Here is a 14,025-nt window from a genome sequence, read left to right as displayed (position 1 = left end):
TTTGCGTGGCGTCCTCACCTGCATCCGCGAAGCAGACGAACCGTAGACGGGCGCGCCCCCTCATAACGGAGACAGGCCATGCAAATGAAGCATACCGTCCGAAAACTCGGCGGCATCGGTTCCTCGTTAGTGGTGGTATCGGTGCTTACCGTGCTGTCGCTAAACGGTTGCGGTAACAACAGCATTGCCCCACCCGCGGCGACGCCGCTCAGTTGTGCACAGCTTGCCGGCAAGACCGTGCCGGCGTCTTCCATTGGCCTGCCCACCACCGGCGCGACCGTGACCGCAGCCACCACGATGCCCGCTTCGGGCACCGGCGCGCAGGCGACCGGAGAGTATTGCCTCGTGAGCGGCGCGATCAATCCTGTCGATCCGGCTGCGCCCCAAATCAAATTCCAGATTGCGATGCCTACCGTCTGGAACAATAAAATCATGATGTTCGGCGGTGGCGGCTATGACGGAACGATTCCGGCGCCGACCGGTAACGTGCCGGCAGGCCCCACGGCGCAACCCACTCCGCTCGGACGCGGCTACGCGACATTCGCGAGCGACTCCGGGCATCAGGCCAACGCGTTGGGCAGCGAGGACGGCTCGTTCGGCGTCAACGACGAAGCAGTTCAAAACTTCTCCGGCGACGCGCTGAAGAAGACCCGCGACGCAGCCGTGTATCTGATCGACGCCCGCTATGCGGTCAAGGCGCCGAAACGCGCCTACTTCGCGGGCGGCTCGTCCGGCGGCCGCGAGGCGCTTGCTGTCGTGCAACGCTGGCCGCAAGACTGGGATGGCTCGATCGTCCTCTATCCGGCTTGGGCTGCCGCCAGTCTCGACCTCCAGTTCGGCCGCATCACGCGCGCGCTCGCGGCGCCTGGCGCCTATCTGGATCAAGCCAAGCGCAAAGTCCTGCTCAACGCCGTGCTGGCTGCCTGCGATACGCTTGATGGTGTCGCCGACGGGCTGATCAGCAACGTCGCAGCCTGCAACACCACGTTCAATCCGGCCACGGCGACAGTCAACGGTACAGCGCTACGTTGCGCCGGCGGCGCGGACACCGGCGACACCTGTTTGTCGGACGCACAGATTTCCGCGCTCAACGTGTACAACACACCGATCACCTTCGGTTACCCACTTGCCAGCGGTGAGACGCAGTATCCCGGCTTCAACGTTTACGGCGCGGACCTTGGTGTCGCGAATGCATCTGCCTTGCAACCCACAGTCACGACGCTCGCGCTGGGCACATCGCAACCGGCCTCGCCGATGCCCACTACCGCCCCTTATCTCAGCGTGTTCTGGGACCAGTGGATCCGCTACTTCGTGACGCGTGACTCCAACTACAACTCGCTTACCGTCGATCCGCAGAACCCCGGCAGTCTGCAAGCGCGTATCAGTCAACTGACGGGCCTGCAAGATGTCAACAAGACCGATCTGTCCGCGTTCAACGCGAGAGGCGGCAAGATCCTGATGGCGCACGGCATGGCGGACGCGCTCGTTAGCACGCGCTCAACTGAGCAGTACTATCAGCGTTTGCAAGCGACGATGGGCGCCTCAGCCGTGGCCAATTTCGTGCGCTTCTACGAGATCCCCGGGTATGGGCATGCGGTTAGCACAGTGTACAACGCGTCATGGGACTCACTCACGACGCTGGAAAACTGGGTTGAAAATGGCGTGACGCCGCCTGCGCAGACCGTCGCGGATACCGCGGGTGTGCCGGGCCGTACCCGGCCGCTTTGCGAGTATCCGAGCTTCCCAAGGTATAACGGTTCCGGCGATGTAAACGCTGCGTCGAGTTTCACGTGCGCAACGCAGTGATCTAGTGTGCAATGGCTTGTCCCTCAGCCTTGCGCGGAGCAACCCGCGCAAGGCTGAGCCGATGATCGGGCTCGAGCGACCGATGCACGCGATTTCGCGCTCGCCCTCGATCAGTGCTTCGGGGCGGGTACGCACCGAGTAGTAGCCGAGATGGAGATCGTGCGGCTGCTGAGCGGAGTTTGCATGACGGCATTCATTGCGCACTCTGCAGGTATTTTGCTCGCCGTCGATGACGTGCCTGTTCAGATATCCGAATCAGTTTGCGCGTAGTTGAGGAAGTATCCCGTGAACATCGTCAGCCCCAGGAACGCGAATGCCTCCGTCAGGTCTTCATCGCTCCAGCCCGCTTGTTGAGCGGCCTTCCACGTGGCGTCGGTGACGTTTCCCGAATTGGCAGTCGCTTCCCTGACCACGCTGGTCAGCGCGTCAACCTTGGTGTCGCCCGTCGTTGTGCCTGTCCGCAAGGCGGCGATCTGTGCTTCGGTCCAACCGTTCATGCCGGCGAATCGACTGGCGATGCCAGTCATGTAGTCGTTCCCAATCGTGGCCGCAGTCGCGAGATTGAGTGCCCAGCTCACCTTCGGATCCAGAGTACCGTGCTCGGCAGTCGCGGCGCGCAGCGATGCGTACGCCGCCAGCACCGCCGGGGAATTTGCCATCTGCCCATGCAGGTTCAGAGGACGTCCCGTCGGCGCAGACTGGGCAATCTTTTGCAGAAGCGGACGCGACGCATCGGGCGCGCTTTCGATTGTGTGGGTAGGAATTCGGCTCATAGGTACTTGCTCGTTCGTAGTTTGATCAGTGCACTTCGTTCAGGTGGCTGCCGGCATGGCGAAGTTCGCCTTGGCCCATTCGGCAAATCTGGTCGGCGGCTTTCCGGCAACTTTGTTGGCAAGCGCGATCGCGTCGCGCGAATCCGAGCCAAGATAGGTGTGCGCTTCGAAGTAGGCGAGCATCGCCGCGATACCGTCGGCGTGCGGAAACCAGCTGGCAAAAACCTCGCGTGGGACTTGCTTGAACGAGAGCGTGTTTCCTTGTTGATTCAGGGCGGAGACGATCTCGTTGAAGCTCAGGAAATCGCCGACCAGCGCCAAATGTTCACCGTGCCCCACGAGTTCCGGCTGCGCGAACGCGCCGGCTACGAGGCGACCGAGTTCCGTGATGTCGCCCATATGGATGACGCGCCGCTCCGGATCAAGCGGCAGCGCCCAACCCAAGGCGCCGTCCGGTTGTTTCTGCGGAGCCATCAGGCCTATCAGGTTCTGGTAATAGAACGGCGCGATCACGAACGTGTGGTACGGAAATCCGGCTTCACTCACGACGGGTTCGATTTTCGCCTTGGCCGTAAAGTGCGGGACATTGATCGTGCCGTTGCTGATCGTCTCCACATTGGGAAGCGTCGACCAGATGAAGTGCTGTACGCCGGCTTCTTTCGCCGCGTTGACTGCCGCGAGCGCCTGCTTGGACTCGTCATCTTGTGCTTCCCAGGAATTGGTCACCAGGAAAACGCCGTGTACGCCGGCAAATGCAGCTTCAAGCGTTTCCGGGCGATTGAAATCCGCCAGAACGACTTCGTCGCCCAGGTTCGGATGCTTGCCCGGATTGCGCGTCAACGCGCGCACTTTGAATTGACCGCTTGCCTGCAGCGCGCGCACAACGGCGCCACCTTGCTGGCCGGTTGCGCCCACGACAGCGATAAGCTTCTGGGTGTTCGACATGGTTATTCTCCATGGGGTATTTTGTTGGGACGGTACTAGCTCGCGCGGCGAGCGCAGCGGTCCGATGGAATTACTGCTTCAGCGCTTCGGCCGAGATGAGCAGCCTGGTCTTCATACTGAAACCGTATGCCTTGCCAAAGTCGACGCCGAAGTCGCTGCGATCGAATTCGCCCACTGCGTCGACGCCGCACACTTCGCGCTTGAGCATTGGATGTGGCATGCACTTGAACGAGTCGATCTTCAGCGTCAGCGGTTTGGTCACGCCATGCATCGTCAGATTGCCGACGACAGAGGCCGGCTTGTCGCCCTTGAACTTGATCGTGCCTTTGTAGATTGCTTCCGGGAACTTCGATGCATCGAAGAACTGGTCCGACTGCAGGTTCTGGTCGAGCTTCGTGCTACCCGTGTGGATTGACGCAATGCCGGTCGTCACTTCAACCGTGCCGGTCTCTGCAGCACGGTCGAGCGTCACCGTGCCTTGCGACTTGTCGAACTTGCCACGCCAGACCGACAGGCCGCCGATGTGGTCGGCCTCGAAACTCGGGTACGTGTGTTCCGGATCAAGCTGGTATGTCGATACGTCCGCGAAGGCCGAAAACGACAGTGAGGCGGCGAGTGCACCAGCCGCAATCATCAGATGCTTCTTCAAATCAATGTCCTTGAATCATTAAGTTGCCGCGCCCGTGCGCGGTATCGGGGATATGCAATGCCACCGTAGAGTGGAGCGGGAGAACGGCTTTTTACGGCCGCTTCCTGCGTGACACACCAAGTATGGGGATTAAAGACGCTTCACACTAGATGGTAAAATTGGATTTGATTCATCCATTTATGGAGAGATGTCATGCTCGATCTGAATGATCTGGCGATGTTCGTTCAGGTCGTCCGCGCCGGCAGCTTCTCCGAGGCGGCGCGCCGTCTGCAGATGCCGGCAAATACGCTGAGCCGGCGCATCGATCAACTCGAAGGGCAACTCGGCACACGTCTGCTGCATCGCTCGACTCGCAAGCTCGCACCGAGCACGGAAGGTCAGGCGCTGTTCGAGCGCTATGCGCCGGCGCTTGATCAGATCCTCGAGATCGGCCGGCTCCATGCAGACGAGCAGACACCGTCCGGCTCGGTTCGCGTCACCGCGATGGCCGGCCTGTTCGAATTCTTCCGCATGGAATGGTTGGTCGAGTTCTACGCGCGCTATCCGAACATCAGCGTCGACTTTCTGCTCGACGATACGCCTACCGATCTGATCGCCGAGCGCGTCGATCTGGCGTTGCGCATGGGTATTGAGAGCCGTAGCGGCCTTAAAGTACGTCGGCTGGCGCCGAGCGCAATGATCCTCGCGGCGAGTCCGGCCTATCTGGAACGGCGCGCTGCGCCACGCACGCTGCGTGAACTGGCCGAACACGACTGTCTGACGATTTCCAATCGCCAGAGTCGCAGCACGTGGCGTCTGCAGGGGCCACGCGGTAGTCAGGAAGTGACGATCAACAGCCGGTTCGCGGTCAACGACATGCGCGTGCTGGCGCAGGCTTGCATTGCGGGACTGGGCATTGCGCTGCTGCCGCAGTTAATAGTTGAACCAATCATCGCGCAGGGGAAACTGGTGCGCGTGCTGCCGACCTATCGGCGCGCCGGTACCGGCCTCGGCTTGCAGCTCGTCTACACGAGCCGCCCACCGGTGCCGCCTGCGGTGGCGGTCTTCGCTGAATTTCTTTTGGAGAAACTGGACAAGGCGATGACAAACCCGTCAGGGTGATAGAAGTGCGCGCGCAATCAATGGTACGTCGTCGTAGACGACTGCAGCTTCGTCAGCACGCCGCGTTTGAATCGGAACCAGCCTTGCGAGCTTTGCATCACGACTTCATCGCTTTGCCAGAACACGCGTTTGACCGTCATGCGCTCTCCCAGACGCTGCACAAGCGGCGGACGGTGGCGAAAGTCGTACAGCACCGGGCCGGAATCCGTTTGCACGAGCATGCGGGTGACGGTGTCATTTGAGTTGCCGACATCGTCGAAGTGCGAGAGCGTGTTCGCACCGAAGCGGTCGAACATTTCCTTGTCGAGCGTCCCCACGAAATCACGGTCGACGCGCTCAAATTGCAGTTTGCCCGCAGGCGTGACGAGCGGGCCGGGGTCGTTGCTTTGCGCGTAAACGCAAGTCGCGAAAGAGGTGGCTGCGAGCGCAGCGAGGAATAGTCGTCTCATGCTTCCTTTTGGGTTCAGCGGCGTCTCCAGCGAAGGAGGCCGGTGCGAGCGTTTCACAAATGAGTTATCAGTTCCGTCGTCTCACGTTTTCTGCTTATCCGCGATATCGTCCGCCAACACGGCGTGCGCGGTGTCGCCCGACAGATATCGTGCACCGCTTCCCCGTCGTCGGGCAATATCGCCGGGATTGTAGAGAGAACAGGACTTCAGCGAAAGGCAGCCGCAGCCGACACAGGACGCTAGCTGATCGCGCAATGCAATAAGACCGTCGATGCGTTCCTGAAGCAGAGGCTGCCAGGCGCGAGAGAGACGCTGCCAATCCTGCTTGGTCGGTGTGCGTTGCCCGGGCAACGTCTCAAGGGCAGAACGAATCTCCGAAAGGTTCAGTCCGACAGCCTGCGCGGCGCGAATGAAACCTACGCGGCGAAGGACCTCCCTTCGATACTGCCGATGGCCACCTTCTGTTCGGGTACTGCTGATCAGCCCCTGCTCCTCGTAGAAACGAATCGCACTCGCCGCTACGCCCGAGCGTCTAGCCAGGTCGCCAATTGTAATCGTCGTCTCGTTCATCACGTTTCCACGAATTCTCTCTTGACTTCAAGTCTACTTGAACTTTCAGAATGGATTCGTTCCTTTGATCGAGAGACGGCAATATGCGCAAGGACCCCGCTCACGAAAAGTTGAATAAGCTTCTGGATGCAAACGCTCGCTTCGACCTGATGGCCAGAGGTACGACCAACCATTGTCCAATGGCGCTTGTCGCGTTGGCCGGGATGGGAGCGTCGCCTGCTCGACTGCAGGAATTCTTCGATATGTGGGAACGCGAATATGCATTAAGCGCGCCGCCTGTCGACACAATCGTCAGCCGTCACGAATGGTCGCGGCAGCTCGGCAATGCCGCCGCATTCGGCGCCTTGCGCTTGTGTTTTCTGGACTGGATCGCCGAAGCCGGCTCCGTCCCGGTCATCGCGGCAGTGCTGGAAGAGGTGCCGTTCGCACCTGCAACGCAGGCATTTCACGCGCTTATCCGCTTGGCATACGGCATCGAGGCGGCACATCCCGGCGAAATCGCCTCCGGCCTCGCCGCATTAATCTCGTCGCATCTGCCGATTGACGCCCGTTTCGATGAGGCCCGCACGGCGGAAAACGTCGAAGCCGGGTTTGACAACGTCGTACGTGCAATAGACGACAGTGTTGTACAGGGCAACTCGATCACGTCACGTTTGCGCGCCGTCGCGGGCGATGTGCGGTTCAGGCAAGCCGTGCTTGCGCCTCCGGTCGCTGTGTCCTTACTCGATGATCTGGCGCGGGCGACGATTAACGCCTACTGGCGCTCGCCGGACTTCACGGTGCTTCACACGGTTACGGCGACACACGCGGCACGAATCCTCCTCGCGCAATTGCCTGACGCGTTGGCGAAACAATTGCTGCCTGGTTTGTGGATTGCGCTGTGCGCGGCGTATGCAACGGTCCGCAAGGCTGCGAACGTTGAAACAGAGTCGCCTGACGCCGTCGTTGACTGGGACGACGTGTGCCGGATGGCCGTGGCGTCAAACGACGATCATGCGATCAAGTTGGCGTACACGTGTCTTTGCGAGGACCGTCGTAATCCATCACCGCTTTACCTGGCGTCAGCGGTGCGCATAGTCAGGTTGGACCTGGAAAAACAGCAGCGTCGCAATTCGCCCCGACCCGCAACGCCTGCCTAACATCTTATTTTTTTGATCGTTATTGATAACGATTCCCATTTACATTAACATCCAATCTCTTTCATAACCCTTAGCTCACCGCTACAACCACCTTTCTGCGTTCTCGCATGAGTTGGCAGGCGGTCTCCTGACACATGCGTTTTCTGCGAATTTCCGCGCTCCCGGGTCGTTACCGCCGTTTCGGCTTCGGTCTGCACATAGCCTTCCTGATGTACGCAGCTTCGACGCATTCCGCCATCGGCGCCTCTACCGACGTCACCAGCGATCAAACGCCCACGGAGAAAGAGTTGCCGGCGGTTTCCGTACGCGCAGCACCGGACCCCGAACCGACGGTCGGTTATCGCCCGCTCACCAGCCAGATATCCGGCGGTGGCGAGCGGAAAATCAGCGAGATTCCGCAGTCTGTCGCGGTAGTCAGTTCGAGCGTGATGCAGGATCAGCAGGCGCGGAGCCTCGACGATGTGCTTGGCAACGTCAGCGGCATCACCCAGACCAACACGCTCGGCGGAACACGCGATGCGTTCATCAAGCGTGGCTTCGGCTCGAACAACGACGGCTCGATCCTTGTCGACGGCATCCGATCGCCGATCCTGCACAGCTATCTGGCCACGATCGATCGTGTCGAAGTATTGAAGGGGCCGGCTTCGCTGCTGTACGGCATTCAGGAACCGGGCGGTGTGATCAACATGATCACGCGCAAACCGGAGGACGAACTGCACGGCTCGGTATCGGCGACGTACACCAGCCACCGTGGCAGCGGAACCAGCTTCGACCTCACCGGCCCGATCGGACAACCGGGTCAGGTGGCGGGAGGAACGCTAGCCTTCCGGCTGACCGGTGAATACAACACCGCGCGTTACTGGCGCAGCTTCGGACGGCAGCGCGACGCGCTAATCGCGCCATCACTGTCGTGGCACGACGCCAACACCTCGATCGATCTGAGCTACCAGTACGTCGATTACACGACGCCCTTCGACCGCGGGACGGTTCTCGTGAACGGTCATCTGGACGACGCGTTGCGCTACACCCGTTACGAAGAAGCATGGGCGCAAAGTACCGGCAAGCAGGAAACGCTTCGCGCCAAGATCGAACACCGGTTATCCGATCAGTGGCGCATGCGTGCCACCTATGGGTGGAGCCGCGACCGCTACGATCAGTACCTGACCCGCGCAACGGCATTCAACAGCACGACCGGCATCATGAGCCGTTCATCGGATGCAAACCTTGGCCGCAACGATTCCGACGAGATCGCCACGATCGGCGCGGTCGGCGACCTGAACCTCGCGGGTATGCGCCACGAAGTCTATGTGGGCGGCGAATACGAACGCCAGCGCTCCTTCCGTGGCGACACGATCCGCGGCAAGGCAGTGTCCGGATTCGACCTGTACGACCCGGTCTATGGGACGCTCTCGACGGGCGGCACAGCGAGCGCGTCGCAAAGCGACAGCCTCTCGAAGGTCCATACGTACTCGCTGCTTACGCAGGACACGGTCCACCTGACCGACCGCCTGATCGCCATCGGCGGTGTGCGCTGGGAAAACTGGCAGCAACTTTCCGGCGTCGGGCGCCCATTCGTCATCGCCGATCACTCGCACGGACAAGTGTGGCTGCCGCAGTTCGGGCTCGTGTACAAGCTCACGCCCGCGTTGTCCGCCTATGCGAACTTCAGCAAGTCGTTCGTGCCGAACGTCGCCACGGAGGTCAGCGAGCCGCTCGCGCCCGAGCGCGGCAGGGTCTACGAAGCCGGCTTGAAGTTCGAAGCGAAGCCCGGCATTACAGGCACGCTCGCGGTCTATCAGATCGACAAGCAGAATGTCGCGGTCACCGTCGGCGATACGACGTCGACAATCGGCAGCGCACGTTCACGCGGGATCGAACTCGATGTCGCCGGTCAGCTGACACGGCATGTCAGCGTGATTGCGAGTTATGCCTACACGGATGCCGTCGACCGCGAAGACAACACGCGTCTCGCGAATGCCGCGCGCCATAGCGGCAGCGTGTTTGCCGTGTACGACACGATGCTGCCCTATCTGCCGGGGCAATGGCGTTTCGGCGGCGGTGCGCGGCTGGTCGGAAAGCGCCCGGGCGATACGGCAAACAGCTTTACGCTGCCGGGCTACGTCGTCGCCGATCTGTTCGCCGCCTACGAAACGAAGATCGGCAAGATCCCAACGCGTGTGCAACTCAACGTGAAGAACGTCTTCGACAAGACGTATTACCCGTCAAGCAGCAGCAATCTGATCATTGCGGTCGGCGAGGCGCGTCTGGTGATGCTCAATACAACGTTCTCGTTCTGAGGGACCAGGATAGATAGCGATGGCTGCCGCCATGTTTGCCGTGGTCATTCGTATTCGACCCTCACCCGCTGTCGGTTGTTGAAGTATTCCGCGCGACGAAAATGTCACCGGGCGTGCAAGTGCGTGTAAATTCGAATCCAGTGGTTTTCGACCCGCCACTGGTCTTCGAATCGGTCGTCATCGGCGTTGGTCTTATGGACTTACAGGAGCCGGTATGAGCACGAAGCACAACAAAAAAGAACATCTTGAAGCTGCAGCGTCACATCACGAGCAGGCCTCGCGATTTCACCGCGGGGCGTCGCGGCATTTCGAGGCGGGTAAAGACTATGCCCACGCCGCGCATCAGGCAATGATGGCCCATGGTCACACCTTGCACGCGATCGATCAGGCACACGACGCCGGCGCACACAGCGCGAACACGACGCCGGTCGCACCGGCATCGACCGGCTCTGGCGCAGACAACACAAATGCCGCAAAACAGCACACATTGGCGGCTGAGCTTCACGATCAGGCGGCGCAGCATATGCGCCACGCCGTCAAACTCTTCGATCAGGACCGGAGTGCGGTCGCCCACGACGCACAGCTGGCGCTCTCCCTGGCACTGCGCGCTTTGTCGCACGGCAACGAAGCCGCGAAACTATTTATCAAGCTCGCGCCCGCCGATGCGCCGTGAGGTTGCGCTCGGGACTAGGCCTTTCGGTCCAACAGGTCTGCCGCAATAGACTTCGCATGCGCGACAGCCTGGTTCGGGTCGGGGAATACACCGAGCTGTTCCCAGTGTTCTTCGACCGCGTAAGTCCCTTTCATACCGAGCGCTCTTTGCACGCGCAATTGCGCCGCGTACTTGCCGTCCTCCAGCGGTCGAGCCGTCGCAATCACCTTGTGCGGGAGACCGGATCTCTCCGGTTGAACCAACTCAACGTGACCGCCCGGCTCACCGATATCCTTTAACGCGTTCCTCGCTTTGCAGTCTGGGCAGTAGAAGCACCACCCCGCGTCCTCGTGAATGGATCTAACCTGCCCGCGGGCCAGCACGGCGCGACATTCAACGTTTTCGCAGATGAACGGCATAGCAGTCTCCGGAGTTGTTTGCGAGAAATCCTAGCATGCCCGGCGACGGCCAACCATAAGCATTGTTGCCGTGCCTGTTCCGCGCGCCGGAGGCCGGGAGTCGCCCCTACCGGCGCGTCAGGAAAACCTTCAGGCACCGGTCGGCGCGATCGCCGCTCGCGGCCGCAGCGTAGCCATGATCAGATACATGCCGCCGCCGATCACCACGCCGAAGAACCACCCATAGGTATTCCACCAGACGGGCAGCAGATTGGTGAAGTTAGGCAGGAAAGTTGAAAACACGCTGCCGACCGCGGCGGAGACCAGCGCGTTGACGTTCCAGCCACCTTCGTAGCGATACTCGCCGTGCTCCTGGTAGAGCGCTGCAACATTGATATTGCCTTTGGCCACCAGGTAGTAGTCCACCAGAATGATCCCCAGCAGCGGGCCCATCGTGGCGCCGATGGCATTGACGAAATGCGCGGCGTTGCCTTCCCACGGCGCGAACGGATAGAGCACCAGCGCGATGGCCGCGGCGATGTAGCCGCCCTTCTTGAAGCTGATCCGCTTGGGGAACGTGTTAGAGATGTCGAACGCCGCCGAGACGAAATTGGCCACCACGTTAATACCCAGCGTAGCGACCGCGAAGGTCAGTGCCGCGATGAGCGCCAGCACCCAACTGTCGAACTTGGCCGAAATCTGTTCGGGGTGAAGCAGCACTTCGCCATACACCTTGAAGGCGGCGATGGTGGTCACGCCGGCGACCAGCGAGAACGCGATCAGGTTGACCGGCAGGCCCCACAGATTTCCTTTTTTCACTGCGTCGCGATTTTTCGCGTAGCGCGAGAAGTCGCAGAAATTCAGGTACAGGGCCGCGAAGTAGGTGATCCAGGTCGCGCCGACTGCCGTTAGCGCCCAGAACGAGCCTGGCTCGCCGCTGACGCCGGCGTCGCCGGTCTTCTGGAGCAGCACGTCCATCGGAATGCCATGGGTGAACGAGAAACCGCCGGCCTTCACGCACAGACCGATCGCCAGGATCAGCATCGCGACCCACACCGCCGGGCCGGCCCAGTCCTGGAACTTGCGCACCGTTTCCATGCCCTTCTGGATGATGAGCAACTGCAGCGCCCAGATGACCACGTAGCAGATCACCTCCAGCCCTGAGTGGCCGAGTACCTGCGTGCCCTTGTGGAACGCCATCAGGCTGTCGCTGCGGATCAGCAACGCGACCATCGCGCCCGACGCGGCCGCCGTCTGCGCGCCGTACCAGAAGCAGGCCACCACGGCGCGCACCATGGCCGCCAGGTTGGCGCCCCAGACGCCAAAGGAGGCGCGAGCCAGCACCGGATACGGCACGCCGGTTTTCTCGCCGGCGTAGCCGATCAGGTTCATGAGCGCGAAGATCACCAGCGAGCCGAGTCCGATCGCCAGCACGAAGTTGATAAAGCTGCCGCACAGCAGGAACAGGCTGGCGGCGAGGTAGTAGCCCCAGAGGCTGTGCACGTCCGAGGTCCAGACGTTGAAGATGCTGAACGCACCCCAGTTGCGCTGTCTGGCGGGCGCGAGATCTTCGTTGTAGAGGCCGGGGGAAGGATCGCGGATTTCCATCTGTCATCTCCTTTGATCTCGTGGAACCAAGGAAACACCGCCGGACACGCCCCGGCGGAGATCTACCCGCGTCTGAAGCCTGCTGGTATGTCAGAACTGTATGTGCTTTGCCGCCTCGTTTCGAATGGGTTAACCCTGGTTGGAATGCGCGCTGGCGCAAGCCTGCTGGTCATCTAACCGCGACCGAAACAAAACTGCGCGCGCGACCGCGCTGGATCAGCACGGCGACCTGTTTCCCAGCCTTTGCTTCCAGCGCGCTCACGTCCGCCTGCGTTTCGACCAGCGTGTCATTGAGCGACAGGACGATATCGCCGGGCTGGATGCCGGCGCTTGCCGCCGCCCCGTCAACGCCGTCCACCATCAGACCCACCGCCAGATCGTTCGCGCGCCGCTCGTCCTCATTCAGCGGATGCATGCTCAAGCCCAGGCGGTCCCCTGAACCGCCTTCGGCGGGTCGAGCTTTGGGGCTTTCCGCAGACACGCCGACCATGACAGTGAGCGTCATCGGCCTTCGATTGCGGATCAGCTTGAGTGTGGTTTTCGTCCCGGGCGGCAAAGCGGCCGCATTCTCGCCGAGGTCGGTCGAGCGATCAATCGGCTTGTCGCCGATCCGGACGATCACGTCGCCTGGCTTGAGGCCGCTCGCGGCGGCCGTTGTGCCGGGCGCGACGGAATTGACCAGCGCACCTGCCGGTCGCGGCAGGCCGAAGGCCACGGCGAGTCCAGGGCCGACGTCCTGCACCTCTACGCCAAGACCGCCAGGAGAGGTCGCTTGCGCGGCTTGCACCTGCGATCGCACCTTGGCCGCCATGTTGATCGGAATGGCAAGCGCCAGGCTGGGGGACCTGTCCGAGTCCGCGTAAATCTGCACGTCGATGCCGACCACCTCGCCGGCACGGTTGAACAGCGGGCCGCCCGAATTGTCCGGGTTGGCCACGATATCGGTTTGAAAGAAGGGAAAACTGCTTCCATCCTGGAGCGTGCGGGACGTGGCGCTGACAATGCCGGCGGCAACGGTATTCGCGAAGCTGTCGGGCGAGCCGATCGCCAGGACCGATTCGCCGACGCGCACCCGCGACGAGTCGCCAAGTTTGACGGTCGGCAGCTTCGTGGCATCGATCTGAATCAATGCGACGTCGCTCTGGGCGTCGACCGCCAGCACCTTCGCCTTGAACTCGCGTCGATCGGTGAGTCGGACCGTCACTTCGTCGGCTTGATCCACCACGTGAGCGGTGGTCAGAATGAGGCCGTCAGGGGTGACAATAAAACCTGAGCCCATACCCGTGATGGCGCGCGCCGAACCGTCCTGAGACGCCTGCGATTTCGGCGTCACATGCTTGACGAAGGCAAGAAGGGGATCGTCAGCATCGATCACTGCGGGAGCGGGTCCCGACGATGCTTGCTCAGAGGCCGTCGCGCTGATATTCACGACGGCTGGTCCGTATCGCTCCACGATCGTAGGGAAGTCAACCGACGCTGAAGCGCTGGCCGGTGGAACCCGCTTCTCCTTCACAGGCGGCGGAGCGACGGCCGCGGCATTCGCCGTCGGAGGCAGACATAGATAACCGGAGAGAAACGCCGCTATCAAAGCAGCGTGGAGCAACGTGCGCGCGAGAGTCGGGGCAAACACAATGCACC

At 61.3% G+C, this 14,025-nt stretch carries 13 protein-coding genes; 5 read left to right on the top strand and 8 right to left on the bottom strand.

The window, feature by feature from the left end; all coding sequences use genetic code 11:
* Positions 1-78 precede the first annotated feature (78 nt).
* Positions 79-1,806, top strand: coding sequence for a tannase/feruloyl esterase family alpha/beta hydrolase (locus M0D68_RS05780; protein ID WP_200652482.1), 1,728 nt, complete (start codon positions 79-81; stop codon positions 1,804-1,806).
* A gap of 242 nt (positions 1,807-2,048) precedes the next feature.
* Here M0D68_RS05780 and M0D68_RS05775 read toward each other — a convergent pair whose 3' ends face one another.
* The 3 genes from M0D68_RS05775 to M0D68_RS05765 form a co-directional block, all read right to left on the bottom strand.
* Positions 2,049-2,579, bottom strand: coding sequence for a carboxymuconolactone decarboxylase family protein (locus M0D68_RS05775; RefSeq protein ID WP_200652481.1), 531 nt, complete (start codon positions 2,577-2,579; stop codon positions 2,049-2,051).
* 39 nt (positions 2,580-2,618) lie between these two features.
* Positions 2,619-3,524 (bottom strand): NmrA/HSCARG family protein, encoded by a 906-nt coding sequence (locus tag M0D68_RS05770; protein WP_200652480.1) that lies wholly within the window; start codon positions 3,522-3,524, stop codon positions 2,619-2,621.
* Positions 3,525-3,594: 70 nt separating this feature from the next.
* Complete coding sequence (locus M0D68_RS05765; RefSeq protein ID WP_200652479.1) at positions 3,595-4,173, bottom strand: YceI family protein; 579 nt, start codon at positions 4,171-4,173, stop codon at positions 3,595-3,597.
* A 192-nt stretch (positions 4,174-4,365) separates the two neighbouring features.
* Here M0D68_RS05765 and M0D68_RS05760 point away from each other — a divergent pair, with 192 nt between their 5' ends.
* Positions 4,366-5,274, top strand: a complete 909-nt coding sequence (locus tag M0D68_RS05760) for a LysR family transcriptional regulator (RefSeq protein ID WP_093635060.1) — start codon at positions 4,366-4,368, stop codon at positions 5,272-5,274.
* A 17-nt stretch (positions 5,275-5,291) separates the two neighbouring features.
* Here the strand turns inward: M0D68_RS05760 and M0D68_RS05755 are convergent, their stop codons facing one another.
* Together M0D68_RS05755 and soxR are read right to left on the bottom strand one after the other, a co-directional pair.
* Positions 5,292-5,723: a hypothetical protein gene (locus M0D68_RS05755; RefSeq protein ID WP_200617274.1), complete on the bottom strand. Its 432-nt coding sequence runs from the start codon at positions 5,721-5,723 to the stop codon at positions 5,292-5,294.
* An 81-nt stretch (positions 5,724-5,804) separates the two neighbouring features.
* A complete protein-coding gene (soxR, locus tag M0D68_RS05750) occupies positions 5,805-6,293 on the bottom strand; it encodes a redox-sensitive transcriptional activator SoxR (RefSeq protein WP_266211461.1) in 489 nt (162 codons plus the stop codon).
* Between the two features lie 110 nt (positions 6,294-6,403).
* Here soxR and M0D68_RS05745 point away from each other — a divergent pair, with 110 nt between their 5' ends.
* From M0D68_RS05745 to M0D68_RS05735, 3 genes are all read left to right on the top strand, one after another.
* On the top strand, positions 6,404-7,432 hold the full coding sequence (locus M0D68_RS05745; RefSeq protein ID WP_234487813.1) for a questin oxidase family protein: 1,029 nt from the start codon (positions 6,404-6,406) through the stop codon (positions 7,430-7,432).
* 209 nt (positions 7,433-7,641) lie between these two features.
* On the top strand, positions 7,642-9,729 hold the full coding sequence (locus M0D68_RS05740; protein ID WP_234487823.1) for a TonB-dependent siderophore receptor: 2,088 nt from the start codon (positions 7,642-7,644) through the stop codon (positions 9,727-9,729).
* Between the two features lie 214 nt (positions 9,730-9,943).
* Positions 9,944-10,402 carry a hypothetical protein gene (locus M0D68_RS05735; protein WP_266223936.1) on the top strand — a complete coding sequence of 153 codons (459 nt, stop codon included), beginning with the start codon at positions 9,944-9,946 and terminating at the stop codon, positions 10,400-10,402.
* A 14-nt stretch (positions 10,403-10,416) separates the two neighbouring features.
* On the opposite strand, the gene M0D68_RS05730 is transcribed toward M0D68_RS05735, so the two are convergent.
* The 3 genes from M0D68_RS05730 to M0D68_RS05720 form a co-directional block, all read right to left on the bottom strand.
* Positions 10,417-10,800: a hypothetical protein gene (locus M0D68_RS05730; RefSeq protein WP_054034881.1), complete on the bottom strand. Its 384-nt coding sequence runs from the start codon at positions 10,798-10,800 to the stop codon at positions 10,417-10,419.
* Between the two features lie 129 nt (positions 10,801-10,929).
* Positions 10,930-12,387, bottom strand: coding sequence for an NCS1 family nucleobase:cation symporter-1 (locus M0D68_RS05725; RefSeq protein WP_211699728.1), 1,458 nt, complete (start codon positions 12,385-12,387; stop codon positions 10,930-10,932).
* 169 nt (positions 12,388-12,556) lie between these two features.
* A complete protein-coding gene (locus tag M0D68_RS05720; RefSeq protein WP_266223986.1) occupies positions 12,557-14,017 on the bottom strand; it encodes a trypsin-like peptidase domain-containing protein in 1,461 nt (486 codons plus the stop codon).
* Between the last annotated feature and the right edge of the window lie 8 nt (positions 14,018-14,025).

The sequence above is a fragment of the Paraburkholderia sp. SEWSISQ10-3 4 genome (assembly GCF_030464785.1).
GTDB classification, from domain to species: Bacteria; Pseudomonadota; Gammaproteobacteria; order Burkholderiales; family Burkholderiaceae; genus Paraburkholderia; species Paraburkholderia aspalathi.
The sequence above is the reverse complement of the archived record's forward strand: the minus strand, read 5'-3'. Positions and strand labels throughout refer to the sequence as shown.